The sequence below is a fragment of the Thermogladius sp. KZ2Tp1 genome (assembly GCF_051131135.1).
Lineage (GTDB): Archaea > Thermoproteota > Thermoprotei_A > Sulfolobales > Desulfurococcaceae > Thermogladius.
In genome coordinates, this window is sequence record NZ_CP151274.1 from 756,086 (window position 1) to 780,186 (window position 24,101).

At 57.1% G+C, this 24,101-nt stretch carries 26 protein-coding genes and 5 tRNA genes; 19 read left to right on the forward strand and 12 right to left on the reverse strand.

Annotated features, from left to right (window positions below; all coding sequences use genetic code 11):
* Positions 1-2 precede the first annotated feature (2 nt).
* Together WLZ34_RS04245 and WLZ34_RS04250 are read left to right on the forward strand one after the other, a co-directional pair.
* Positions 3-106, forward strand: a tRNA-Ser gene (locus WLZ34_RS04245).
* Positions 107-161: 55 nt separating this feature from the next.
* Positions 162-246, forward strand: a tRNA-Leu gene (locus WLZ34_RS04250).
* Between the two features lie 45 nt (positions 247-291).
* Here the strand turns inward: WLZ34_RS04250 and WLZ34_RS04255 are convergent.
* Both WLZ34_RS04255 and WLZ34_RS04260 read right to left on the reverse strand, forming a co-directional pair.
* The gene (locus tag WLZ34_RS04255) at positions 292-1,104 is read right to left on the reverse strand and encodes a hypothetical protein (protein ID WP_434730866.1); all 813 of its coding nucleotides are present in this window, start codon (positions 1,102-1,104) and stop codon (positions 292-294) included.
* Positions 1,079-1,729, reverse strand: coding sequence for a hypothetical protein (locus tag WLZ34_RS04260; protein WP_434730867.1), 651 nt, complete (start codon positions 1,727-1,729; stop codon positions 1,079-1,081). Before WLZ34_RS04260 ends, WLZ34_RS04255 begins: the two co-directional genes overlap by 26 nt.
* Positions 1,730-1,863: 134 nt before the next feature.
* On the opposite strand from WLZ34_RS04260, the gene WLZ34_RS04265 reads away from it, so the two are divergent.
* Positions 1,864-2,559, forward strand: coding sequence for an IS607 family transposase (locus WLZ34_RS04265; RefSeq protein ID WP_434730868.1), 696 nt, complete (start codon positions 1,864-1,866; stop codon positions 2,557-2,559).
* Positions 2,560-2,638: 79 nt separating this feature from the next.
* Complete coding sequence (locus tag WLZ34_RS04270) at positions 2,639-3,841, forward strand: RNA-guided endonuclease InsQ/TnpB family protein (protein WP_434730869.1); 1,203 nt, start codon at positions 2,639-2,641, stop codon at positions 3,839-3,841.
* On the opposite strand, the gene WLZ34_RS04275 is transcribed toward WLZ34_RS04270, so the two are convergent.
* From WLZ34_RS04275 to WLZ34_RS04295, 5 genes are all read right to left on the reverse strand, one after another.
* Positions 3,794-5,536 (reverse strand): hypothetical protein, encoded by a 1,743-nt coding sequence (locus WLZ34_RS04275; protein ID WP_434730870.1) that lies wholly within the window; start codon positions 5,534-5,536, stop codon positions 3,794-3,796. The two genes, WLZ34_RS04270 and WLZ34_RS04275, sit on opposite strands and share 48 nt — an antisense overlap.
* Positions 5,537-5,669: 133 nt before the next feature.
* The gene (locus WLZ34_RS04280) at positions 5,670-5,876 is read right to left on the reverse strand and encodes a 30S ribosomal protein S27e (protein WP_014736807.1); all 207 of its coding nucleotides are present in this window, start codon (positions 5,874-5,876) and stop codon (positions 5,670-5,672) included.
* On the reverse strand, positions 5,876-6,163 hold the full coding sequence (locus WLZ34_RS04285; RefSeq protein WP_014736806.1) for a 50S ribosomal protein L44e: 288 nt from the start codon (positions 6,161-6,163) through the stop codon (positions 5,876-5,878). The genes WLZ34_RS04280 and WLZ34_RS04285 overlap by 1 nt, the downstream gene beginning before the upstream one ends.
* A 46-nt stretch (positions 6,164-6,209) precedes the next feature.
* On the reverse strand, positions 6,210-6,737 hold the full coding sequence (locus WLZ34_RS04290; RefSeq protein WP_434730871.1) for a CDP-archaeol synthase: 528 nt from the start codon (positions 6,735-6,737) through the stop codon (positions 6,210-6,212).
* Positions 6,721-7,323, reverse strand: a complete 603-nt coding sequence (locus WLZ34_RS04295) for a hypothetical protein (RefSeq protein WP_434730872.1) — start codon at positions 7,321-7,323, stop codon at positions 6,721-6,723. Before WLZ34_RS04295 ends, WLZ34_RS04290 begins: the two co-directional genes overlap by 17 nt.
* A gap of 83 nt (positions 7,324-7,406) precedes the next feature.
* Between WLZ34_RS04295 and WLZ34_RS04300 the strand changes: the two genes are divergently transcribed.
* From WLZ34_RS04300 to WLZ34_RS04310, 3 genes are all read left to right on the forward strand, one after another.
* Positions 7,407-8,060 carry a hypothetical protein gene (locus WLZ34_RS04300; protein ID WP_434730873.1) on the forward strand — a complete coding sequence of 218 codons (654 nt, stop codon included), beginning with the start codon at positions 7,407-7,409 and terminating at the stop codon, positions 8,058-8,060.
* 68 nt (positions 8,061-8,128) lie between these two features.
* On the forward strand, positions 8,129-9,427 hold the full coding sequence (locus tag WLZ34_RS04305; RefSeq protein ID WP_434730874.1) for a UbiD family decarboxylase: 1,299 nt from the start codon (positions 8,129-8,131) through the stop codon (positions 9,425-9,427).
* Positions 9,428-9,541: 114 nt separating this feature from the next.
* On the forward strand, positions 9,542-10,771 hold the full coding sequence (locus WLZ34_RS04310; RefSeq protein WP_434730875.1) for a Clp1/GlmU family protein: 1,230 nt from the start codon (positions 9,542-9,544) through the stop codon (positions 10,769-10,771).
* A gap of 37 nt (positions 10,772-10,808) precedes the next feature.
* On the opposite strand, the gene WLZ34_RS04315 is transcribed toward WLZ34_RS04310, so the two are convergent.
* Positions 10,809-11,831, reverse strand: coding sequence for a hypothetical protein (locus WLZ34_RS04315; RefSeq protein WP_434730876.1), 1,023 nt, complete (start codon positions 11,829-11,831; stop codon positions 10,809-10,811).
* 200 nt (positions 11,832-12,031) lie between these two features.
* On the opposite strand from WLZ34_RS04315, the gene WLZ34_RS04320 reads away from it, so the two are divergent.
* Genes WLZ34_RS04320 through tmk form a run of 3 tightly spaced genes read left to right on the forward strand, consistent with a single transcriptional unit; the run spans position 12,032 to position 14,181 of the window.
* Positions 12,032-13,210 carry an aconitase X catalytic domain-containing protein gene (locus WLZ34_RS04320; protein ID WP_434731933.1) on the forward strand — a complete coding sequence of 393 codons (1,179 nt, stop codon included), beginning with the start codon at positions 12,032-12,034 and terminating at the stop codon, positions 13,208-13,210.
* Positions 13,194-13,583 carry an aconitase X swivel domain-containing protein gene (locus WLZ34_RS04325; protein WP_434730877.1) on the forward strand — a complete coding sequence of 130 codons (390 nt, stop codon included), beginning with the start codon at positions 13,194-13,196 and terminating at the stop codon, positions 13,581-13,583. The genes WLZ34_RS04320 and WLZ34_RS04325 overlap by 17 nt, the downstream gene beginning before the upstream one ends.
* Positions 13,564-14,181 carry a dTMP kinase gene (gene tmk / locus WLZ34_RS04330; RefSeq protein ID WP_434730878.1) on the forward strand — a complete coding sequence of 206 codons (618 nt, stop codon included), beginning with the start codon at positions 13,564-13,566 and terminating at the stop codon, positions 14,179-14,181. Before WLZ34_RS04325 ends, tmk begins: the two co-directional genes overlap by 20 nt.
* Here the strand turns inward: tmk and WLZ34_RS04335 are convergent.
* Positions 14,171-14,515 (reverse strand): Sjogren's syndrome/scleroderma autoantigen 1 family protein, encoded by a 345-nt coding sequence (locus WLZ34_RS04335; RefSeq protein WP_428727685.1) that lies wholly within the window; start codon positions 14,513-14,515, stop codon positions 14,171-14,173. The genes tmk and WLZ34_RS04335 overlap by 11 nt on opposite strands.
* 751 nt (positions 14,516-15,266) lie before the next feature.
* Between WLZ34_RS04335 and WLZ34_RS04340 the strand changes: the two genes are divergently transcribed.
* The 8 genes from WLZ34_RS04340 to WLZ34_RS04375 all read left to right on the forward strand — a co-directional run bounded on the left by WLZ34_RS04340 (position 15,267) and on the right by WLZ34_RS04375 (position 20,517).
* Positions 15,267-15,536 (forward strand): UPF0147 family protein, encoded by a 270-nt coding sequence (locus WLZ34_RS04340; protein WP_434731934.1) that lies wholly within the window; start codon positions 15,267-15,269, stop codon positions 15,534-15,536.
* Positions 15,537-15,561: 25 nt separating this feature from the next.
* Positions 15,562-16,989, forward strand: a complete 1,428-nt coding sequence (locus WLZ34_RS04345; protein WP_428727707.1) for a DUF402 domain-containing protein — start codon at positions 15,562-15,564, stop codon at positions 16,987-16,989.
* 5 nt (positions 16,990-16,994) lie between these two features.
* A tRNA-Leu gene (locus WLZ34_RS04350) sits at positions 16,995-17,079 on the forward strand.
* Between the two features lie 55 nt (positions 17,080-17,134).
* Positions 17,135-17,209 (forward strand) — tRNA-Arg (locus WLZ34_RS04355).
* Positions 17,210-17,500: 291 nt separating this feature from the next.
* A complete protein-coding gene (locus WLZ34_RS04360; RefSeq protein WP_434730879.1) occupies positions 17,501-19,168 on the forward strand; it encodes a hypothetical protein in 1,668 nt (555 codons plus the stop codon).
* A gap of 448 nt (positions 19,169-19,616) precedes the next feature.
* Positions 19,617-20,165: a nucleotidyltransferase gene (locus WLZ34_RS04365; protein ID WP_434730880.1), complete on the forward strand. Its 549-nt coding sequence runs from the start codon at positions 19,617-19,619 to the stop codon at positions 20,163-20,165.
* A 27-nt stretch (positions 20,166-20,192) separates the two neighbouring features.
* A complete protein-coding gene (locus WLZ34_RS04370; RefSeq protein ID WP_434730881.1) occupies positions 20,193-20,378 on the forward strand; it encodes a 50S ribosomal protein L40e in 186 nt (61 codons plus the stop codon).
* Positions 20,379-20,443: 65 nt separating this feature from the next.
* A tRNA-Thr gene (locus WLZ34_RS04375) sits at positions 20,444-20,517 on the forward strand.
* A 55-nt stretch (positions 20,518-20,572) separates the two neighbouring features.
* On the opposite strand, the gene WLZ34_RS04380 is transcribed toward WLZ34_RS04375, so the two are convergent.
* The 3 genes from WLZ34_RS04380 to WLZ34_RS04390 all read right to left on the reverse strand — a co-directional run bounded on the left by WLZ34_RS04380 (position 20,573) and on the right by WLZ34_RS04390 (position 22,859).
* Positions 20,573-22,165 (reverse strand): protein kinase domain-containing protein, encoded by a 1,593-nt coding sequence (locus WLZ34_RS04380; RefSeq protein ID WP_434730882.1) that lies wholly within the window; start codon positions 22,163-22,165, stop codon positions 20,573-20,575.
* 13 nt (positions 22,166-22,178) lie between these two features.
* On the reverse strand, positions 22,179-22,514 hold the full coding sequence (locus WLZ34_RS04385) for an FHA domain-containing protein (protein WP_434730883.1): 336 nt from the start codon (positions 22,512-22,514) through the stop codon (positions 22,179-22,181).
* Positions 22,515-22,634: 120 nt separating this feature from the next.
* Positions 22,635-22,859: a hypothetical protein gene (locus tag WLZ34_RS04390; protein WP_434730884.1), complete on the reverse strand. Its 225-nt coding sequence runs from the start codon at positions 22,857-22,859 to the stop codon at positions 22,635-22,637.
* A gap of 109 nt (positions 22,860-22,968) precedes the next feature.
* On the opposite strand from WLZ34_RS04390, the gene WLZ34_RS04395 reads away from it, so the two are divergent.
* Positions 22,969-24,066 carry a M24 family metallopeptidase gene (locus WLZ34_RS04395; RefSeq protein WP_434731935.1) on the forward strand — a complete coding sequence of 366 codons (1,098 nt, stop codon included), beginning with the start codon at positions 22,969-22,971 and terminating at the stop codon, positions 24,064-24,066.
* Positions 24,067-24,101 lie beyond the last annotated feature (35 nt).

Here is a 24,101-nt window from a genome sequence, read left to right on the forward strand (position 1 = left end):
GAGCCGGGGTGCCCGAGCGGCCTAAGGGGGTAGGCTCGAGTTCCGGCTAGAGCGAGAGACCTACTGCCCCATACGGGGCACGCGGGTTCGAATCCCGCCCCCGGCGCTTTAGGCAAACCCTCCTTGCTTAAAACGGGTCTCCAGATAAATATATTAACGGGGCGGGGGTGCCCGAGCTAGGTCAAAGGGGTCGGGCTCAGGACCCGATGGCGTAGGCCTGCGTGGGTTCGAATCCCACCCCCCGCACTTCGGGTTAAACCAATCGTTAAAATAAGGTCTCTGCTGGAGGCTTCACGCGCTTGGGGCTGTGACCGGCCTACACTCACTTCTCACGACTTCTATGGCTACCGCGCTGTAGACTAGAATGTTCGGGATGCCCAGGGCAACGCTGAGGTAGTTCAGGACGTACTTGTCAAGTAAGCCCCTTATCCACCAGTCGTACGCTGTGTAGCTTACGACCTTCTCGAGGAAGAAGCTGGGAACGAGGGGTGCCAGAGTTAAGAGGAGAGTCCAGCCCACAATAGCCGATGCGAATAGGGCTAGCAGGGAGCCTGCCAGCGATCTGGCCCACATAGACTTGACGATGCTCCAGAGGTACCTGTAGGCACCCCACCTTACTTCCCCGTCGTAGTGTACTATGAAGCACGAGAGAGCCGGCGCGAGGAAGAAGATCGCCAAAACAAGGAGCCCTAGAATCGGCGAGAGGATAACCCCCACGATAAAGAACGAGACAACGGGGTCGATCAACCTCCTAATACCGAAGGCTGACAACAGGATTCCCACTAGAGAATACATGGTATACGGCGCGAACGCGAAGGCAGTGTTCCTCACTATACGTATCACTACGGGTGGCACGAGCGCCTCCTCCCTAGCGGCCATGTATAGCGGGAGGGGCAGGAGAAGGATTGGGAGTAAGAGTGCCAGGGTGAACTCAAGACCCGTCGCGTATGGTAGCACTCTGTCGTCTTGGAACGCTAGTAAGTAGCTCTTAATCACGAACGAGTATGCGAAGGACACGGGCAGAACAAGCAGAGTGACGACCCCGATGTACTCGAGAATGTTTAGTAGTAGCCTGGGACTACCACCAGGGTTTGAATACATCATTCACACCACCAGGCTCGTAGTACTCTGGGATGGGAGGGGGCAACAAGTACACGTTCACAGGAAACTCGCCGAGCTCCTTCCCGTTCACGCTACCCGACACGTAGATGACGTACGATCTATTGGACGGGATAGCGACCCTCCCGGAGGGCAAAACAACCCTAAGCGAGGCCCAGTCGACGATTCGAGGCCCAGAAGACCACCCGTAGAGAACGTAGTAGAACTGTCCGTCGCTCCACGTGCGGATGTTGAGGATGTTGACAACCTTGGTGGCACCCCTCGATATAATGTCCAAGAGTAGGTCAGGAATGGCGAAAAGGCTACTAGCCAAAAACGCTGTTTCAGACCTGACCAACCCAAAGAACTCCAGAACACTGGTGGCAAGAGATATCGGGAAGTTTATAATACCAGCCAGCTGTAGGATAAACTCTGCCCCTCCCACAGAGACATTCCACTCGAAGCCACCGGCGTGATCGACGTATCGGGCCATCTCGAGGGGCATCCTGATTCGTAGGTTTAACGAGCCTACGCTGCTCGCGAGATTGCTCGTTCTCACCCCCGAGGCCTTTATCTCAAAGGCCATCCACGTGCTTTCTTCCGTGACAACACCTAGACCGATACCCGCCAAGCTTACGCCGAGTACGGTTGTGGGATGCCCAACATAACTCGGGTCGCCCACTATCGCCTGCGCGATCACCTGGATTGAAGGGGGTTGGTTGCTTATCCAGGGGAACGGGTTGTAGGGCTGTTTCGTTGTTGATAATGGATCGTAAGGTTTATAAGCTTTGGTTTTGTTTATGTTTATTGGTGTTGTTTATTTCAGAGAGGTTGCTTAGACCTAAAGAGGTTTGCCAGAGGCTTGGCATAAGCTATTCTACTCTCTCTAGGTGGGTTAGGGAAGGCAGAATTAAAGCCATTAGGACTGCTGGCGGAAAGTACAGGATTCCCGAAAGCGAGGTCAGGAGGATCATTGAAGGCATTCCGGCGGGAGAGGTCAGGGCAGTAGTATATGCCCGCGTTAGCTCCAGCGACCAGAAGAGCGACCTAGAGAGACAGGTACAGTACCTTACGCAATACTGTTCTGCGAAGGGGTATAGGGTGGTCGACGTGTTGACGGACGTCGCCAGCGGGCTGAAGGCAGACCGCAGAGGGTTGCTCAAGCTCTTCGAATACGTCGTCAATAAAAAAGTGGGCGTCGTGGTCGTTGCATACAGGGACAGGCTGACCAGGTTCGGCTTCGAGTACCTCGAGTACTTCTTCAGGCAGTACGGGGTCAGGATAGAGGTTGTCCTCGGCGAGGAGCCTAAGGACGCTCACCGAGAGCTAGTCGAGGACTTAATAGAGATTGTCACATCGTTCGCGGGCAAGCTCTACGGGCTTAGAAGCCACAAGAAAAAGAGGTTTCTCGAGGAATTCAAGGAGCTCCTAGAAGAGGTCGAGAAAGACGAGGGTAACTAGAACCGTTGCCGTCGAGACGCCCCCTCTCCCGCGGAGGCTGTTCAGGGTCTTCGCCGAGCTCGAGGGCATGTACCGGAACATGGTCGAGCAACTTACAATGTATGCTGTGAGGAGCAAGGTGAGGAGTTTCACCAAGCTGAAGGCATCAAAGTACCGCGAGCTGAGAAACCTCTACCCACATCTCCCCTCCCACTACGCATACACAGTCTGCCAAGACGCTTCCACGAGGGCGAAGAGTTTTCTCAAGCTGAGGGAGAAACGGTTGACTGAAGAAGAATTCCCTGAGGTCAACAGCGTCTCTATCTGGCTGGACGACCACCTGTGGAAGATGGAGGGTTACACGGTCGTCAGGATAGCGACCCACAGGGGGTGGGTATCCGTTGAGCTCAACCCACACAAGCAGTACTGGAGGTACATTAACGGGGGCTGGAGTCTTGCTTCCGAGGCAAAGATTAAGCTGGATAAGAGAAGCAGAAGATTAATAATCTACCTAACCTTTGCGAAGGATGTTGAAGAGCATAGACCACGTGGCTTCATACCTGTCGACGTTAACGAGAACAACGTCACCGCACTAATCGACGGCTCTGTATATCTCTTCGAGACAAACATTGGGAGAATTGTCCTCGGCTACTACTACCGTAGGAAGAGGGTTCAGGGGAAGTACGATGAGCTCTACGGTGTGAAGTCCAGAACCAAGAGGAAGACCCTGAAGAAGCTTAATGAAAGGGGGAAGAAGCTGGATGCTAGGTGGAAGATTGCGAACATAATTGTGAGAGAGGCTTCTAGAAGAGGTTATGCCGTAGTCCTCGAGAGGCTTGGGATGAGACCCGGTGAGAAGATGGTCTCTAGGATAAGGGACAGCCAGCTGAGGCACAGGGTGTTCCAAGCCGCCTTTAGAGGCGTGCAGAGGGCGATCGAGGAGAAAGCTCGAGAGCACGGCGTACCGGTAGTCTATGTAGACCCCAAGAACACCTCTAGGCTCTGCCCGGTTCACGGCTCGGAGATCGCCTACGAGGACGGGTCTAGGGTTGGGAGGTGCACCAAGGGCGGCGAGTACTGGCACAGGGACGTGGTAGCCGTCTGGAACCTCCTCCTCAAAGCCCTGCGGGGCGGTGGGAGCAGTGCTCCAAGCCCCGCGAGACTACTCGGAGATGGGAGCCCCGTGCCGTTGGGCTCGACAGCCGCCCATGAACCCACACGGGTACCCAAAGCCCTGTGGGCGAGGCGGAAGTCCCTAGATGGGATCATAAACTCGTATAAAATGATTGGAGTGAACATCTAGGGACAAACGGTTCCACACCTCTGGAGCGTACCACTCTTCGACCCAGGCGTCGACGTACGCCCTTATATACGTCCGGGAGCCGTAAACGTCTGTCGCGTTAACTGTAATAGTCAGGAGAGGGCCCGCCGCCATCTCGAAATACGCGAGGGCCAGCTCGACCGGTACCTCGGTGTAGGTGTCCGCTATGTATACGCTCCCTACGAGGCGGCTGGACACAGTCTTGTTGACGTAAAGCCAGTTGTCGACATATATGGCCACCCAGCCGCTGAACGGTGTTGGAGTACCAAAGGGGCCGGCGTCGACTAGTACGACCCTGACCTTTACACTACCGTTGCCCGTAGCGTAGTTCAAGTACTGCCCGTTGATAAGCGTGGACGACAGCGAGATAGTGTAGGGCACGTAGAAGTAGGCCCCCGCGTCCCTGAAGTAGCCACTAGTGTTGGAAGGCAGTAGGCTGGACTGGACTCCTGTAGACAAGACCTGCACGGCCCTCCTCGTCTGTGGTATCGGCATTTCGGGGTAGAGCTTCTCCACGTAGACGGACAGCGTCCTAAGCGAGACGTTCCCCCCGCTCTGTAACGTGCCCGACGATTTCACCCACGTGTTCAACGAGATGTCTACGCTCAAATTACCGTAGTAATCAACGTTGGACGGGTACAACGTAATAAGGGTCGGCGTTGTAGGGGCCTCGAAGAACAAGTCTTTCGACTCGAGTATGCTCAAAACCCGGCCTGTCGCGGGGTCGATGTTCTTGAGCACATACTTCACCTCTAAGACGCTACCGGGGCTAACCGCCGAGAACTTGATATTCAGCTTCACATTGTAGACGTAGGGACCTAGATAGACGGAGTCGTAGGAGATGCCCCCCGCCAAATACTTCGCGAACTCGGGCGGTACGAGCGGGTAGACAAACTGATAGAGCTGGCTTGGCCCGCCACCGCCCCCAATAACGATCAGGCCTTGACTACTCACCGACTCTGTATCGTGCTCGCTGTCAGGGAGCACAGCGCTAATGGAGTTTTTCTTGAGGTCCACAACAAACCCCTTAAAGTGCTCTTCCTTGACTATCTTAACTGACGAGAACACCCCCCTCTCAACAGCGTACTTCAGAGTTTGGAGGACGTCATTATCGAAGACAGCGTTAGAGCCCCTCGGGTCGCTATCACAGTAGAGCCCTAGGGTCATCGGTGCTTGAGCGTACTCTAGCCCCCTAGCGGGGTCGATTACGAGGCTGCCCGGCTCTACCTGTACAATCGCCCTGCTTCTAACCCTGTCTTTCGCGTACTCAACCGGCCATGGTAAGGTCTCTCCTACTCCAGGCTGGTCCGCCGCGTGCTGGTCTTTCCCTGCTTGAGGTACGAGTAGCTGGACCATAAGCACGGTGTCCGCGTCGACCAGGCCGTTTCCGAGTACTGGGATCTCGATCAGCCCCTTTAGCGTACTATTGGACGCGACGAACTCTCTGGGGGCGATGAAGACGCGTCCGTGTACTACGCCCCCGCCCGGTAGATAGGTGACTGCCCTCAGACTGTCCTGTCTGCAGCCGATCAACACCGGTACCTGGGAGGCCTTGACCACTATGTACTTAACCGAGTAGACGCCGTCGCCTGGTTGCGCGTAAGACGAGACTACTGTGGCTGGTAGAAGGCTGAGAAGTATGAGAGCTAATGCGGCTAGAACGGCCTTATAGTGCAAACACCACCTCCCTAAATTGCCGGTATGTAGTTTTGTCTTTAAAATTTTGTGTAGCAGGCGCAGCGCCGACTCCAACGGCCTGCAACGGAGAACAGTCGAGCAGGGAGGGTTTGGGACAAGAGCGGGTCGCGTCTCAGCCTAGCTCGGCTACTATCTCGGCTTTGTCCTTGAGTACGATAGCCCGGCCCCCGGTCGGCTTGACCAAGACCGTGCCGCAGACCTTGCACCTCGCCGGGTACGTCGAGTGGCTGAAGACTACGTTCTCCGCTCCGCAGGTCTTGCAGATAACCCTGTAGAACCTGCTCCTGGGCTGGGGTACCGGGATTAGCCGCTTCTTCACTACTTGGCCACCTCTACGAGCTCGGCTTTCTTCAGCCTAATACCCTCCCTGTGGAGGGTGTAGCCGCACTCTTTACACTTCAGCTTCAGCACGACTTTCTTGGTCGTCTTGGCGAACCTCTTCTGCTCGGCCTTCCTCTTGGAACCGTAGCCCTGCTTCTTCCTGGCGTACCTCCTCTCGCCCTCGGCTAGGCTCCTCCTCTTACCGTGCTTGTAGATCGTCACGGTGTGCTCGGTGTGCCTCCTGCACCTCGGGCAGTAGGTCACAATAACCTTGGGTATCTTCACGAGTAAGCACCCTCCTCAACTACCATTTTATTAATGGTTAAAAACGTTACCACCTTTTATTCTTCAACCCGAGCACGAAGGCGACGTTGTTTGTCAGCAAGTGGAGTACGAGTATAATAAGCAGAGACATTACCACGAGGTCTAGGCGCGACGCGAAACCCGCGTCTAGGAGGAGGTATAGTAGCGTCGCAGCGAGGGCGAAGTCGAGCTGGTCTACAACTGGTAGGGGCTCTCCCGGCTCGATACCCAGCCTCCTCTTCACGAACGCCCCTCCCAGGTCCCCTAGTAATGCCGCTACTACGCCGCCCATGTTGAGGAACGTGAGGGGCAGGCTCTCGAAAACCAGGCCTACAGTACACGAAGAGGTAAAACCCATTACGACCCCTGCGAGGAAACCTTCCCAGGTCTTGTGGGATCCGAAGACCGGTCTACCGTCCAGGAACAGCCTGCCCCCGTCGATGAGCGTCCTCCCCCTGACTAGGACGGGGGCGCTGTTTGCCACCATCGGGGAGAGGTAGTACATGAGCACGAACTCGACTAGGGCCACCAGGGCGCTGTCAGTAGAATACAGCACCCTCGTCACCTACCCTAAAGTACATTTTAAGCTCCCTGTTAGGGGGCTTCTCGAGTCTAATAAACCTCTTGGAGCCCTCGAAGTTGACCTGGAAGATAGTGTCGAAGTAGTAGTCTAGCAGCTTGAAGCCCGAGGCCTCCAACTCGCCGTCCTCCCCCACCCTCACCTGCGCAGAGGCGACCACTCTACCACCCCTGAGGCTATAGTTGTAGAGCTTGGCGAGAGTAAATAGGTACTTGGACAGCACGTCGGCCCTAGTCGCGAGCGGCCTGTAGAGGGCGTTAATGCTGTCTATGAAGATGTAGTTGAATACCGTTGCCGATGAGAGCTTGAGGAGCAGCTCGGTGAAGACGTCGAAGTCCACCACGTCCGCGAACTCTACGTTCCCGAAACCTACGCCGGCCCTTGCTATCTTGTCGTAGTGGAGGGTGCCCTCGGTGCTTATGAACACGCACCTCTTCCCGAAGACGCAGAACTCTCTAGCCAGGCTGATCAATATGTTCGTCTTACCAGCGGCTGCCGGGCCGTAGAAGAGGGTTGTAGGAGACCCGGAGACCAGCCTCCTCAACTCGGTCGGCACGCGCAAGCCCGCGAAACCTCTGGTGATGGCTACGGGTCTTTGTATCGCTCACAACCTATAATCTACTCTTGTATCCTTTAATAATAGAAGTGGTTGTATTGCTGTACAGGAACCTGGTAGTCGCAGTATACGACCCTAAGTGGTTTAGAGAAGTCGTCGACAAGCTCAGGAGGAGGGGTATCAAGTTCTCCTTCTACTACACGCTCGACGAGGTACCTGAGTACAGCGTCGTCTACACGGACTCTAGCGAGATAAGAGACGAGGTCGGCGCCAGGAGGGATTTAGCGGTTGTTTACGACCCGGAGAGGACTTGTAGAGGGCTGGAGAAGGCCGTACTCGCCTCTCTCATGAAGAGCGAGTACGGCAGCCTGACAATAGGGGTCGACCCGGGTTCGAGGCACGCGTTCATAGCTCTAGGAGACTCGGTTGTAGTAGACTGGGGGTTTATGGACGACCTGGTCGGCAAAGTGAGGGAGCTGGTAGAGTGCGTCCCGGCGACATCCGTCATCGTTAGAGTGGGGGCTCACGGTCGGGGGCTCGAGATAGCCAGAGACGTCAAGATAAGGGTCCCGGGTGTTAGAGTAGAGCTCGTCAGCGAGTACAACACCACGCCCTCACACAGTAGGGCTAGCGCCCGGCTCCTCTTGAAGGGCCTCGTCGTGAACAGGCAGTACCTCAGGGGCAATAAGGACGTCCTGGCAGCCCTGAGGATAGCCTTGAAGCAGGGGGTCGAGGTGCTGTAGCACCTCCGGCTACCGACGCCAGATAAGGTTAAGTCTCCGCCCCGCCAGATATTAGTTTACGTTAGCTGATGAGTGTAGAGGGCGTCTACTTGACCATGCTCGCCTCGCTAGTGGACTCTATAAAGGGGCGAAAAGACACGTTTTTTGCCGGCGACCTAGACCCCGAATACGAGCCCACGAGGGCGGTCTACGGGCACAGGCGGGAGAGAGTGGTGTTCAGGCTCAAGGACAAGGAGTGGGAGTGCGTCTCAAACATACTGAGAGACCGGGGAGACGTATACGAGCTGGTGGGTGCGAGGAGCGACTCCGAGCTGTACGAGAAGCTACTGAGAGCGTACTACAGCCCTTCACATCTCGAGGTTGTGGACTTCGCCGGCAGCTTCAGGAGAGCCGACATGGCTCTACGAGACCTCCCCTTCATCAAGTTCTACCGCGAGGACGGGGGCCCCTACCTGACCAGCGCTGTTTTCATAGCGTGCTGGGAGGGCGTCTGCAACTCGAGCTTCCACAGGGTCATGTACATTGACGACGACAGGGCAACGCTCAGGATCGTCCCGAGGCACCTGCACTACATGGTGAAAAAGGCCTTCGAGGCGGGTAGAGACCTGCCCGTGGCTATGGTGCTCGGCCTAGACGTCTACCAGGAGATCGCGGCCGCCATGAGCCCGCCCTACGGCGTCTTCGAGGTGGGAATAGGGGCGGCCCTAAGCGGGGTGAACAGGGTGGCCAAGACCCCCGTGTTCAACATACCTGTACCGGTCACCGCCTCGCTGGTTGTCGAGGGGGTCATCTCCAGGGAGGAGGATTGGGAGGGCCCCTTCGTCGACATCCTGGGTCTAGTAGACGAGAGGAGGAGGCAGAACGTCTTCAAGCCCGTTGCCTACTACGTTAACGCCCAGGGCAGATTGGTGTACCACGCCATAGTGCCGGCGACAAGCGACCACTTCTACTTGATGGGCCTCCCGAGAGAGCCGCCGATCTACGAGAGTGTCAAGAGGGTGGCGCCGGGCGTCAGGGCCGTCCGGCTGGCTGTCAGCGGCGGCAGCTGGCTCATAGGGGTCATAGCCATCGAACAGTCTACTAGGGGAGAGGCGCTCAACGCGGCCCTGGCGGCCCTGACGGGACACCCCAGCATGAAAGTGGTCGTAGTCGTAGACGAGGACATAGACGTCGACGACCCCTTACAGGTCGAGTGGGCTATAGCGACGCGCAGCAAGCCCGGCGAAGACGTCGTCGTGCTGAGGAACGCCAAGGCTAGTACGCTGGACCCAAGGAGCCCGGAGGGGGTCGGGGACAAACTAATAGTGATCGCGACGAAACCCTTCAATGAGCCGTGGTCCAAGTATAGGAGGGTCGGCGTGCCCTAACAGCGGGTCCGCTATTGGAATTCTCCTCCTGTAGGAAGCTTAATAGACGCCCACCAAGTTACCATCACATGTAAAAAGGCCTGGTGAAACCCGCTACGAGTGGTGTGAGCGGCTGTGCCAACTCTTAAGCTGAACAAAGGTGAGGGCGTCAAGTTGTTCGGGCCGATGGCGTTCACGCTCTTGAGGGGCACAGTAGAGATCCTGGGCAAGAAGGTCGTCGTAGGAGAGAGGGTCATAATCCACAGGCTGAAGAGCTACGCAGTGGTAGCCCTCGAGGACTCGGAGCTTGACTTGAGCATGGTCAACGAGGCGCAGATTAAGAGGCTCGAGGACAACGAGGCCTACTTCGAGTGGGTTAAGCTTAGCGAGGAAATCGTGAGCAGCAGCCCTACAGTAGTAGTGGTTGTAGGCGAAGTAGACTCCGGCAAGTCTTCTTTCACGACGCTTCTCCTCAACAAGGCCCTCGAGAGGGGGATGAGGCCGGCTCTCGTAGACGCGGACGTAGGCCAAGCCGACGTTGCTCCCCCGGGCTACGTATCACTCGCCTACCCGAGCGAGCAGACCCTGTGGAACAGGGGGCTAAAGCCCGTGAGAATGTGTTTTGTCGGGGACAACAAGCCCCAGAGAAGCACGGACGCGATAGTCAACTACGTCAAGAGGCTGGTGGAGCAGGCTGTCGGCGAGGGTAGGACACCCGTTGTGGTCGACACTGACGGCTGGGTGAAGGAGGTCGGAGCGGTCCTGTACAAGACCAAGCTCGTGGTGGAGGTGAGACCAGACTACCTGGTTCACGTGGGCGGCTCAGACCCCTCTTTTTCGGCCCTCGAGAGGCTGGGGGTCAAGTACAGACCCGCCCCTTCGCCCAGCGTGAAGAAGGTAAGGGACAGGTCTGAGAGGAGAGAGTACCGGAGCGACAGGTACAGGGAGTTCTTCGCTAACGCGTCCATGGTGAAGTACGACCTCGACCAGCTGGTCTTCGTAGACATGCCCCTGCTCCAGGGGGCTCGAGTCGACTTACACGACGAGAGGGTGGTGTACAGCAGTGTACTGGGGGGCAAGTACTTCGTGGTGGCTAGAGGCGACACCAGGAGAGTCTACGAGGAGTTGTCGGCTAGCCTGGGGAGAGACAAGCTGGCAGTCTACCCGCAGGGCTTCGAGAGAGGGCTCTACGTCTCGCTCTCCGACGGGAAGGGCAGCGAGTGCCCGGGCATCGTGGAGAAGATAGACTTCGACGCGGGTAAACTACTCGCTAGAACCCCCTGCCCGGAACTCCCCGTGAGAGTTGTGAGGGCCTCCACCATAAGGCTGACAGAGGACTTCAAGGAGGAGTACGTGGAGTACTAGAGACCGACGCGTACACGTAGCGGCTTGAAGGGCACGCTCATCGAAGGCGTGCCAGAGGCTCTAGGCCCGCCAGCCTTCTCGACTCTGCCAGTATTGTAAACAAGGCCGCGACGAAGACGGGGATCCCCACAATTAGCAACGCGCTCAACCACCCCATCAATAGGAGGTCTACGGCTTTAAGAGACTTATTCATAAACGTGATGCGGATACGGGTCAGCGGGCTCCTCAACAAAACTATTATCGCAGCGACTCCAGTGTAGACCAGAGTAGCGGTCGTAGAGGAGAGTAGCAGGCCTCCCAGGTTGGCGCAGGCAGTGGCAAGAAGGGTTGCCGTCACCGAGAGTACAAGGCCTGCCCGTACAGTGCTCATCAACCTCATCTCCACGAGAGATAGCACGGCGAGAACTACACCGAGAACCCCAACACCCAGGGGTATAAACGCCTCGGGCTCTCTGAATAGGAGTTCGACATCGACCGTGGTGGGGGCGAGTAATATGGCTAGTAAGATAACAAGGACACCTAGCTGCAACCTTGCCACTGGTCCGCCCAGCGCCCTTCTCGACATCTCGTAGAAGAATACGAGGTACGCCAGTAGCCCGGCGTACAGGACTAAGTCGTATAGGGGCCGCGTTATTTGAGTGCCCGAGAGGAGGAACGGGTTTACGCCCGAGACAAAGGGCTCGAAGGGGCTCATGTCCTCGTATAACGGCGCGTCTAGAACCACGTGGAGGAGCGAGCCGATAACTCCTCCGGCGATATACTTGTGGAACTTCTCGTCGCCCTGAGCCAGGTAGAATGCTCTGTACAGGGTCTTATGGACTTTCAAGTAGCGGTCGAGCACGTAGACAACGATAGCCGTGAGTACCCCTAGAAGGGCTGCGACGACGAAACTATGCGTCAACCCGTGAGGTCTAGCGTCTATTCCGCCAAGGACTAGGAGGACAGACCCGAGGTCGACTGGTATAGTCGTCGCGACCAAGAGGGTCGGTAAGTGGACCCTCCTTCTAAGCGGGAGCCCCACCAGAAACCCTGAGACTAGATGGTACGTGGTGAACGGCACTCGTCGCCTACCCTACTAGGGGTATTACGGTGGGGTAGTAAAAATAGATTAAATACAGTGGAGACTACACGAAAAACTTTGCGGGATGCACCCATCTGCCAACTCCTCGAGACGAAGCTGGCGTGGGTCCGGGGCAGGGGAACACTCCACTTTTATCATCTGGGTCGGTATATCATGTACCTTAAGCGGTGTTGAATGTAATGTACCTGACGCGCGAACAAGAGAGGATGTTGAACGGGGAGTTCGGCTGGGTCGTCGCGAAGGCAATGTCTATAATTGTCAAGACGGGTGAGGCGCTGGGGGCCACGAGGCTGGTCGAGGTCGCCCACGCCCACGTGTCCGGCGTCTCCTACTCCAACATCCTAGACCCCGGGCTAGAGTTCGTCCGTAGCCTGCTTCTCGGGGGAGGCAGGGCTCGGGTATACACCACGGTCAACCCGGGGTGCGTCGACTACTCGGGTCTATCGGAGTTGATAGACGGCTCCTACGCCGGGAAACAGGCTGTGATAGACGACTCCCTAATCAAAATGGGGTTTAAACCGGTCTTCACCTGCATCCCGTACTACCACAGGCCCCCGGCTCAGGGGGAGTTCCTAGCCTGGGGCGAGAGTAGCGCTGTCGCAGTGGCCAACAGCGTGTTCGGAGCGAGCACGAACCGGGAGGGGGGACCGCTAGCGCTGGCCTCCGCGCTAACGGGCTTCACATACTACGCGGGCCTCCACGACCCGAAGAACAGGGTCGCGAGAGTCCTGGTCCACGTTAGGGATCCACGCGTTAGAGGGAACCCGGGAGCTCTCGGGTTGTGGCTGGGCTACAGGGTCAGGGAGATACCGCTCGTCAGGGGCGCTGGACAGGGCTTGGCGGACTTGAAGATAATGCTCGCCGCGTCCGCCGCCTCGGGCTCCCACGCCCTCGTCGTCCTGGAAGGGGTGACGCCCAGGGGATTCTACTCAACAGACTTCGTGGACAGGGTCGAGGTGGAGTGGGACGACGTGGAAGAGTACACGGGGGTAGAGCCCGGCGGTGGCAGCGTACTGGGCTACCTCGGATGCCCCCACCTCTACCCGTGGGAGTTCCTCGAGGTATACAGGCAAGTCGTAAAGCGGGGTGTGCTACCCAGAGACAGGAGGCTCCTAATAACAATACCTGTAGAGGTATTTGAGAAGCACTACAGCGAGGTCTTGCGGTTGCGTAGGCTGGGCGTAGACGTGGCCGCTGGCACCTGCCCTGTAGTCTCTAGGCTGACGCGGGTGTTCGACCACCTCGTGACGAACTCCGGTAAGGCGGTCTTCTACTTGAGTAAGCAACTAAAAGCAAAGTACTACCTGACGAACACCCTGGGGGTGATAAGGGCTGTCTACGGTGAGAGAGCGGGTTAGAGTCCTGGTGGACGGGGACTGCCGGGCCCCCCTCCGTGTCTACAACGACTACATCAGCTTCTTCGGAGAGGTAGACCCCGCGACCGGCACGCTCAAGGAGGTGGGCGAGCAGATAGCCGGCGTAGCGCTGGCCTTCAGGGGCGGGCGCGGGAGTACGGTGGGCTCCTACGTTATCTACGCGCTGAAGTACTACGGGAGAGAGCCGAGCTGCATGTTGGTTGAGGAGCCCGAGCCCATCATCATTACGGGGTGCATCATGGCGGATATACCCCTCTTCCAGGTCAGGAAAGGGTTTTTAGAAGAGGTGGGCTCTAAAAGAGCAGTGCTCGTACACGAGAAGGGGAGAGACTACGTTGAGCTACACTTCGAGTAGGAGAGGCCTGTTCTTAGTCCTCGAGGGGCTGGACGGCTCGGGTAAGACGAGCATCGCCAACATCCTCATAAGCAGGCTTGGCGAGCTGGGTTACAGGGCAACCTACACCTACGAGCCCTACGACTCGAGCATCGTCAGAGCCGTTAAAGGCGAGTACTCCAGCGCTAGGGACGCCTATGTCGACGCGCTTGCTTACGCCTTGGACAGGCTCATACACTGGAAGACGGTGATAGAGCCGGCTCTGAGGGAGGGCGCCGTGGTCGTGTGCGACAGGTACTTCTACAGTAGCGTCGCCTACCAGACCGCCTCAGGGGCACCATACGAGTGGGTCTTGGAGGTGAACAGGTTCGCGCCGAGGCCCGACCTAGCGGTATACCTCGACGTAGAGCCCTCGCTCGGGCTGGCGAGGAAGAAGGGGGCCCCGTCGAGGTTCCCCGAGTACGAGAGGGTCGACTTCCTCTCCAGGGTCAGGGAGGTTTACTTGAGGATGGTCAGAGAAGGCCTGCTGGTAGTAGTCGACTCCAGCAGGGGGCTCGAGGAAGTCTTCCGGGACGTCTGGGGTCTGGTGAGGCCCCTGCTCGACCGGCTCACTTCGTAGAGGAAGGCCTAGACGCGATGACGCTCTTGATCCTCCTCACCCTCTCGACGACCTCAAGCCACCTTATCAGCTCGGTGGGGTCTATCTCCCCCCTCTCGCTCAGCATGGCGTTCATCTCCATCAAGGCCCTCTCCTCTATCCTGTCCAGCGTCATGGCCAGGCTCACAGAGGTCTTCACCTCCCTGGCCTCTTCCTCGGTCTTGACCAGGTAGACCCTACCGTGGACGGGGCAGACCACCTCGCCCGTCTTCAGCCTGAACAGAGGTAGGCCGCAGCCCGGGTAAGGGCATGTCTCGGCCAGCATTACCGCCCCGGCCTTGATAAGCTCGGCCATCTTCTTGACAGGGTCTACTTCAGCCTCCACCAAGTCAGACCACACATGGATACCAAATAGCTATAGAGGATTTTAATTGCAAGCTAGCGCCAGCGAGGCCCCTCGGCACGGGGCTTCGATCCCAGGTACTCGACGATCCCCCTTGCCTACGCCTCCCCCTCCCCAGCCGCGTTGTCGGCCTCTCCTGTACGTCCGCGACCCTCACGACCCGCTACACCACCAGCAAAGCGTACCATTAGATTTTCCAAGAGAGCGTGGGTTAAACGTTTATAAGTAATGTAGAGGAAAATTTTTTACAGGTGGTCGGGGCCGAGTGTTGGAGAGGCTACCTGGCCGCCCGGGCGGTGTGAGTGCTGCTCCAAGCCCCGCGGGCCTCAACCTAGATGGGAGCCCCGTGCCGTTGGGCTCGACAGCCGCCCATGAGCCCACACGGGTACCCAGAGCCCTGTGGGCGAGGCGGAAGTCCCTAGATGAGACCATGAATCCATATAAAATGATTGGAGTGAACATCTAGGGACAAACGGCGTCCTACGTAATAGGCGTGAGCTTCTCTTCCACCGCCTAACTCAAACAGTTTTTCACCCGTTCACATCTGCCTCTCCCGGCTATAAGCCGGGCGCTCTATTTCTATCTCGGCGCCGACCCGCGCCGCGCGGGCCAGGAGCACGCGGCAGTCTTCGGGGCGGTGCCCCTACACTGTTTTAATCGCCGTTTACACATTAGAGAAGTGGGGGTGGTCGGCGTGTCCTCCGTGGCGAGGGTGCCCGATAATACTGCCAAGATCAACAACGCGATATACCTGCTGCTCTCCATCATAAACGACACGGCTGTCCCCAGGAACATAAGGAGGGCTGCCACCGAGGCGCTGAACTACCTGAGGAGCGAGAACCTGACGCCGGGCGTTAAGGCCGCGAACGCGGTGAGCGTGCTGGACCAGGTCAGCCAGGACCCCAACATGCCCCTGTCCGCTAGGACGAAGATCTGGCAGGTCATCGCGATCCTGGAGACAATACACGACTAGCCGGTCCTGAACGGGGTTCACCTTTTTGACGAGCGTCAGAGTCAGAGGTATCTCGTCAACTGCGCTCTCCTACCTGTTCTTGTTGAGGGGCTTCAGGGTCGTACAAGCGTCGGGAGTGATCAGGGAGAGGCTGGGGATACCCTTCGACACCTCCCCTGCCGAGGTCACTGTGAAGGACTCCGAGGAGCCGAGCACGCTCGTAGTCCTCGGCAAGCCTGAAGGAGTCAGAGAAGTGTTGGACTCGATAACCGCGGAGCTACGGGACGTAGTGGTCTGGTGGGGGAGGCCCGGTCTCCACGCCGTGGTGAGGGCGCGGGTCAGCAGGCTCGAGGAGGGCGGGTGTATACTAGAGCTACCGGGCGGGGTTGAGGGGGTTCTGCGCGCGTGCCACGGAAGAGAGGGCGACCTCGTGGTCGTGTCCGTTGCAAGGCCCTCGTTTAGGAGAGGGGAGAGGGCCGTAGTCTCCAGGGAGCTGAGGTTCGACGGGCTCTACGTCTCCCTCATTAAAGGAGGAAAGATAGAGTTCTCGGAGTTCATCAGAGACCCGGCGAAGAAAGCAGAGCTCTCGGCTCTGGCGGTATCCAAGCTCGTGGGGTCTGGTCTAGGCGTGAGGTTCAGGAGCAACAGCCAGTACGCAGACCCGCACGAGGTGTCCAGAGAGATCGACTTTTTACTCGGGGTTTTGAGGGATTTCGAGGCGAAGCTGAAGAGCGGGGGCGACGTGGGAGTGCTGTACGAGGGCGAGTCCATAGCCCTAGTATACCTGACGTCGCCTGCCAAGGCTAGGCTGGACGAGCTGAGGGGTAGGGTCGCCCCGACTGCGATAGGGCACCACCAGTTGAAGTACATGGGGTTAGACGAGGTAGTGGACTACACCGAGTACCTGCTGTCCAATAAGGCGATAACGAGGGAGAGCACGGCCCTACTCTCCAGCTACCTGGTGTACAAGCAGGTCGGGCGGGAGTTCTCGTTCAGGCAGGTTAAGCCGGACGGAGGGGTCGTGAATCTGGCGCCGGGCGTGCTAGAGAAGGTGGAGGTCGGGCGGGGAGGGCTGACCCTCGTCTTCAAGAGGGTGATGAGGTCCAGCGGTGTCTACGACGGGCTGGGCGTGGAGAAGAAGCCCGGGGACGTGGACTACATGGTAGTGGACACGTCGTCTTGGACCATATCCCACAACTACTACAGGGGCTCAGACTACCTGGGCACGTACGTGAACATCAACACGCCCCCGGACGTCGGGGAGGGGGTAGTCGAGTATCTGGACCTGGAGGTAGACGTCGTGGTCAGGAGAGACGGCGGACCGGAGGTGGTAGACCTCGATAAACTGGAAGAGGCGTGGAGGAGCAAGGCGCTCAGCGACAGCCTCTACAAGAGAGCGCTCGAGGAAGTCGAGAAGGTTAGAAGCAACCCTACCGCTCACGTTTATAACCCGTGGAAGAATCAACAGAAATAATTAGAGCGGGGGTGCCCGAGCTAGGTCAAAGGGGTCGGGCTTAGGACCCGATGGCGTAGGCCTGCGTGGGTTCGAATCCCACCCCCCGCACTGCTCGTAGCAGTCCTCAAAAGTTAATTACAGCTCTTGAGACACTACTAGATTAGGGCCCGTCGCCTAGCTTGGATAGGGCGCCGGCCTTCGGAGCCGGAGGTCCCGGGTTCAAGTCCCGGCGGGCCCGTCGAGGCCTAACCCGCTATTAGCAGGGAGCAGAGTGAGAGCAAAGTATGCCGCCTGCTTCAACGGAGTAGACGCTAGAGTTTCTTCTCCGTTGGTTGTTGATATACTGTTCACGATGCCATGTATATTGCTGTCTGCATCCTGTAGGTGCTTCCAGTAGAGGCCGAGGCGGCCTTAGGCCGACAGAGCTCTCAAGGGCTCTAAAGGGCGGGCGTGAGGCTCAAAAGTGTTTTTTTACCCGCAACTGGGAGACCTATCCAGAGGCTCAGCTTAGACCCGCGGCGTGGTGGATGTGCCAGGGCTGGAAAGTACACCCCCGGACACGACCTCTCGCAGAGCGTTCTTCATCGGTTTAACTGGAGTAGCTGGCATAGTCGCTCTCCTTGTTTCCACGCTCTACAGGGACTACGTTAGGGATGTAGCCACAGTGGTACTCAGCGACGTACACTCCTACTTGGTAATCGCATTAGTCAACGCGGTGTTAGCGCTCTACATGGCCTTGAGAGACGAAGTCTTCAGGTTCGAGGTCAGCGTTGGCAAGGTCCTCGCGACACTATTGCTGGCCTTGTTCTCGGCGTTCTTCTACCTGGTAGCCCCTCTAGTAGGTGAGTACATGACTTTCTACTGGGGTCTGAGCCTTAGCCTGCTCGTTCTCTCCACACTACTGTTCATATTCACACCGACGAGCGCAAGGACCCTAGCACCCTACCTCTCAGTGCTGCTATTAGCGCCGATCCCGGTGAGCTCCTTCGACAACGCGGCGCGAATCTTTTCGAGAGTGGCGGGAGAGATCGCGGCGGGGATAACCGGCTCGACGTTTAGTTACGAGGACGGCTTCGGGCAGATCACAGTCCACACTAGTTACGGGCCTGTAGAAGTGCCACTGGTATCAATACGCCTCGGGTACGCCCCCCTCACGTCGACGATCGCGCTGCTGCCAGTGGTGCTCTTGTTAGTTTCTAGGAAAACTTTGAGTTTTAGGAGGAAGAGCGTGCTCGCCCTATTATCTATCGCGTTAGGGCTCCTGATCGGTTTTGTCGGGGAAGTGTTGAGAGCGGTCGTCCTGGTCGAGGCGGTAAGGTATGAGGGCGCCCCTCTCGCCTGGAGCGCTCTCAGCTACACTCCCACCATAGTCTATGTAGCGGCCTCGTCTATTGCGGCCGTATACCTAGCTTCCGGGACTTTTCTCACTGGGAGCACGCCCAGTGAGGAGACCTCTCGTGGAGGATCCGACGCGGGCGTAAGGGCTGTAACCGGTCTAGTACTACTGCTACTACTCGCTTTCGCGGCTCTGGTAGCGGTTTTAAGCCCCATTAACACTTCGTGGGGTTACACAATAATTTCTCCGGGAGTTGGCGCCTGGGACTTCGTGTCAAGGCCCGAGAACTACATTTTCGAGGGCTTCCAGGTCGAGAGCGCCTGGAGCGACCCTGGTAGAGCGGGCCTACTAGGCGTACTGAATGTGAGGTACGTAGCTTTCAGCTATAATAGGGTACCCTATCAATCGGTCATCGAGGTCGCCGAGACACCCGCACTCCTTCACGCGTGGAGCTATGACCTGAGCTTGGAGGGGTACAGTGTTGTTAGGTCATGGGTTCAAGACGTGAACGGTGTACGCGTGTATCTCGTGCAGGCTAGCAGGTGGAATACGAGCTGTACGGTAGCAGCCGCCCTGTTCCCTGTTTCAATAAGAGATGGGTCCGCCACCTCTCAACTATATGTCAGGGTGCTTCTAGCACCTGGCGAGACAGCCCCTGACTCCACGGTCGCCGCGCTAGAGGCCATAAAAAGAGTTCTAAACAGCCAGCCGTTCGTCCCACCATCCACCGTGAGCCTGCTCGATCCACTGGGAGTACTGCTTAAACTCGGAGTGATCGCCGTATTAGTGTACTACCTGTTTTTGGCGGGGCTCAAGATACTGCCACCCAGGTCGCTCAGGCGCACCCGCACTCGTAGCTAGCCGAGAAGCACCAGCCGAGACTTCTCGCTCCAAAACGGCATCTCGGATATTCGTAACGGTCGAGCAGTGGACCGGTTGCTCTTGTATTACGATCTTATGTCGATCTGCTTAAAGGGGTTTTGGCTGTGGAGGGGTCGGTTTGGCTGTCGGGGGCCGGTCGAAGAGCCCAACTCGTTCTCGAGGTACAGTACCATCTTCACGGTCGACTCTACTTACGCTGGCCGGACTAGTTCCATAACAGTTGGAGACTTTCCTGCACCTTCGAGAGTGCACGGCTTCATTGTTTCGAGTGTCTCACTGTATCACCTTGTGTTCAACAGAATAAAGAAGTCGACCCGGTAGCTGGTGGGCTTCGCTGGGTTCGTAATATACCACGGGTGGGCATAAAACCTTAATAGCCGATAATGAGGTATCCGAGGGGATGTTTAGCGTAGAGTAGGTGGTGGTAGTGTCCTTTAGTAGGAAGGCCCTGGCGAAGGTAGCCGAGAAAATCAGTAGGAGAGGGGTAGAGTTCGTTGTGATAGGTAGTACAGCTGTAGAGCTCGCTCTAAACAAGGACGTTTTCGAGGGCGACTTGGACCTGTTTGTCGTAGAGCCCAGTCCCGTCGCTAACGAGGACTTCTACCGGAGCCTAGCCGCAGAGGAGGGGTGGGAGGTCGGTTTAACAGAGCTGGGCACACTAAAGCTCGTTGCCAACGTCGACGGCGAGACTGTAGAGGTCGAGCTCTACGAGAACATAATGGACTTCAATATACCGGATGAGGTAGTTGCAAACACGAGACAGGCCTCTATAGACGGGGTCAAAGTGAGGGTTCTACACCCCGAGCAGTACTTTGTACTGAAGGCTAGGCAGGGAGTAGACTTGGACAAGCTTAGAAACTACTACAGGCAGCTCGGTAGGCTGAACACGAGCTTACTCGAGGCTACACTAAGCTGCTTCCCCGAGGAGTCGGAGGACATAGCCGAGAGGCTGAGGGGCGTGGGCTTTAAGTTTTAAACCCCCTCGAGCAATTAGACGCTAGAGGTGGTGATTACGCCGATCAACGACCCAGTCAAGCTGAAGATCGTCTTCGACAGAGCGCTCAACAAGACAGTATGCCGTAGGTGCGGCGCGTTAAACCCGCCTGGTGCGACTAAGTGCCGGAGATGCCACTCGGTGGGTACGCTGAGGCCCAAGAAAGCCGTTAGGACAGCTGCTAAGACGAGCTAAACTGTCACGTAAGCCCTGTAAGGCTAGCAAGTTTTAAATCTCGCTACAACATTAACAATTAGAGAGCCGCGGTAGCTCAGCCTGGTGGAGCGCTGCCCTGGTAAGGCAGAGGTCCCGGGTTCGAATCCCGGCCGCGGCTTGGAAACCCCACGTTCTCTTAGAATATTGCATGGCGTAGCTGGTTGTCTTGTGGTTCACGGGGGCTTGGGGATCGCGTCCTCCCACTTCTTATCCTGTAGTAGTTTCTTGAAGCTCAGCCAGAACTCCAGCGCGTTCTTGAACCTGTCCTCTCTCTTAAGGGTGATGGTTCTGGATAGGAGTGCGAAGAGGTCTTTGTCGACCTCTCTCGACAGCACGTCCATGGATATCTTGTCGCGGTCTACGACCAGCGGGATCACCTTCTCGACAAGCTCTCCAACCCTGGCCCTGCCCTCGGCCAGGCTCTTAAACAAAGGCTCTACCTCCTTGTGGAAAGTGGCCAACGCGGGGTAGTCGAGGAGGAATGGCTCTACGCTGATGTCCATCCCGTACACGTACTTTAGTGCTAGGAGGTTGACCAGCGTCCTGTGGGGGAGTTTCTTGGAGGTCAGCGCTGTCAGAAGGGTCAACCCCAGCGAGTACACGTCGTAGTCAAACCCGGCCCTCATCTCAAGGAGGGATAGCGGGTCCGCGAACTCTGGTGTGAGCCTCGTGGGCTTATACCACCCCTCAACAGCCCTACCCGTACTAGCGAAGTCGCTGATGTAAGGGCGTACACCGTAGGGCTCCTTAGGGTCGCTCCTCAGTAGGATGTTGTGCGGCTTCACGTCGAGGTGTAGTATGCTGAGCGCGTGTGCTAGCGCTAGAGCCCCCGCGACCCTCAGCCCCACGCTGGCGACGAACTTCGCGTCCGCCCCTCTCCTGCTGACGTAGTCGTGTAAGTCGCCTAGGTCGGCGTAGGGCTCTATGACCACAGGCGGGTTATCGATGTAGGAGTCGGTGTCGTAGGTCTCCTGGGTGAGTATGAATCCGTGGGGGCACAGGACGTACTTCTTATACAGGCTGAGCTCGTTGTACAAGGCCTCCCCGAGCCCCACCTTCGTCAAAAACCTCACGATCTCCTCCTTGTCAGGGTGGCATATCTGCAGCACGTTAATGTAGCTCCTCATGAAGTCGCTGATCTTCTCGGGACCCGAGAGAGCGAGTAGTGTCCCGTTTGGTAGCTTGTCCCGGGGTATCTTGAAGACGTACGTCAGCCCATCTTTCCCCACGGTTTTCAGAACGTAGGTGAAGCCTCCCTTGTCCGACACCGCCTCGACGACCTTGTAGTCGTAGAGTAGCCTTCCCACCCATATGTTAGGCGGCTTCTCCTCGGACACCCTGCTTATGATCTCCCTCAGGTAGTTTTCGATGGGGGTGTCCTTTACAACGTCGGGTGTTATCCTAGCGTAGCTAACCCTGATTACCGGGTTCGAGGCTTTATAGGAGGTCGCCACCTCGCTGAAGGCGGCTTTCCCCTTTAGCCTGATAACCCCGCCTTCTTCGACTGTCAAAGCTATCACGTAGTCTCCGACGAGAACGCCCCTTATGTTCCTGTTCCTCTCCTCGTGCCTCAGCAGGAAGTAAACTGCCTGGTAGTCCTTGATGCTCGACTTAGCCGTCCTTTCGAGTTCGCTGAGGGCCTCGTTAAACGGCGCCCTCTTGTTAGCTACCTCGAACTTAATCCTGAGTAGAAGTCTGGATATCTGAAGGGGGTCGCCTAGGACATCGCTCAGCTCCTCGATATTGGCGTACTCTTTGAGCACCATACTCCATCTTTCCCTACTTGAACTTAACGACTAGCACGGACTTCCCGACGGTGATTCTACTACCGTCTTTTAATCTAACCGGCCCTTTACCCTTGATCTCGACCCCGTCAACGACGGTCCCGTTAGTGCTACCCAGATCCTCGATAAACCACTCTCCGTCACTGAAGTATATCCTAGCGTGTAGCCTCGACACGGTAGAGTCAAGTAACACGACGTCGCATGTGGGGTTACGGCCTAAAACGTATTCCCCTGGGGGAAACTCCCAGCTCACCGCGGGGAGGGGGTGTGGCGACTCTGTTAAAGTCAGCTCGATGACCTTCCCTGTTTTCTTTACCTTCCTTCTGAACAATTTAAACGCCTCTTAATAAAAATATTCGACCAAATTAATTTTTATGCGATATGCTTGATTAAAGAAAACTGGTAAACTGGTCTTTCTGGCTGTACACGCCGCGTGCGCGACTCGCGCTTGCTAGGCTGGCAGCCTCCTGACAGTCCTGGTCAAGGTATACGAGTCCCGCCCCCTCGTCATCTCCAGCGTCTCCGCCTCCACTCTGAAGCCGCAGACAGGGCACTTGTAGGCTATGGAGACCCTAAGCTTGTTGTCCATGGTCTTCTCCGACTCGTAGACGACGTACATAAGGCTACCGTCTCTCCTGCAAAGGTAGCCGTTCTCGGTCTTCGCCACCTGGGCCATGGTCTCACTTGTAAAACCTAGTCGATTTAGCGCTTATTAAGATCGGCGAGAAAAGCGTTATTAAAATAACGCAGGAATACTGTACGCTGAGGGGCTGTTTTTGAGGAGCATGCTCTGGAAAGTGGAGGAGATAGCGGAGAGACGCGGGCTGGACGCCGTCATTATAGTGTCGCCGGAGAACGTCGAGTACTTCACCGGTGTTAAGTCCCTGGCCGACGGGGTCGTCCTACTGTTCTACGACCGCCGGAGGAGGTCTACGCAGGTGTACACCCCGCTCCTAGATTACTACAGGTACAGGGACTCCCTCGAGACCTCTGGTGTCGAGGTCTACGGGCTCTCGAAGACCCTTAAGCCGTCTGATGCGCGTGTCGTCGACAAGGACTGGGCCGAGCTGGTTAAGACCCTTGCTGGGGGTGGCAAGGTCGGGCTCGACGCGCGGTTCACATCACCTTTAATGGGGGTCGTCATGAGGAGCCTGGGTGAGTATGTCGACGTGTCGGACGACATATCTAGGTACAGGGTGGTCAAGGAAGACTGGGAGATAGAGCTGATAAAGAGGGCCGTCGACGTCACGATCCAGGGCATTAGGGCTGTGGTCGACGCCGTCGACGTGGGAGTATCCGAGGCGGAGCTCGCGGGCGTCTTCGAGGGGACTGTCAGGAGGATGGGGGTCGAGGACTACGCCTTCCCTCTCATAGTATCCACCTCTCCCAACAACAGCTACCCCCACAACACACCTACAACAGCGAAGGTGAAGCAGGGCGACCTAATAGTGATAGACGTCGGGGTGAGAGTCGGCGGGAGGTGTAGCGACCTCACTAGGGTTGTAAAGGTTGGGAGTATACCGGGCGAGTTCAAGCGTCTGGTCGACGTGGTAGTCGAGGCGGTCTCCGAGTCGATCGACTCCGTACAGCCGGGCGTTAAGGCAGGGGAGGTGGCGGAGAGGGCTATAGCCGTGATGGCGAGGCACGGGCTGAAGGAGAGGTTTATACACGGACTCGGACACGGGATCGGCGTTGTAGTCCACGAGCCGCCCTACCTGAGGGTGGGCCACGAGACCGTGCTAGAGAAGAACATGGTGTTCACGATCGAGCCAGGCGTCTACATACCCGGGGTCGTCGGGGTGAGGATAGAAGAGGACGTGCTCGTAGACGAGAGGGGCGCTAGGGTCTTGTCCTCGAGTCTCAGCCGCGTCTTCGAGGTTTAGGTTGTCAGCTCTCTAATACGGAGTGAACCAACCTT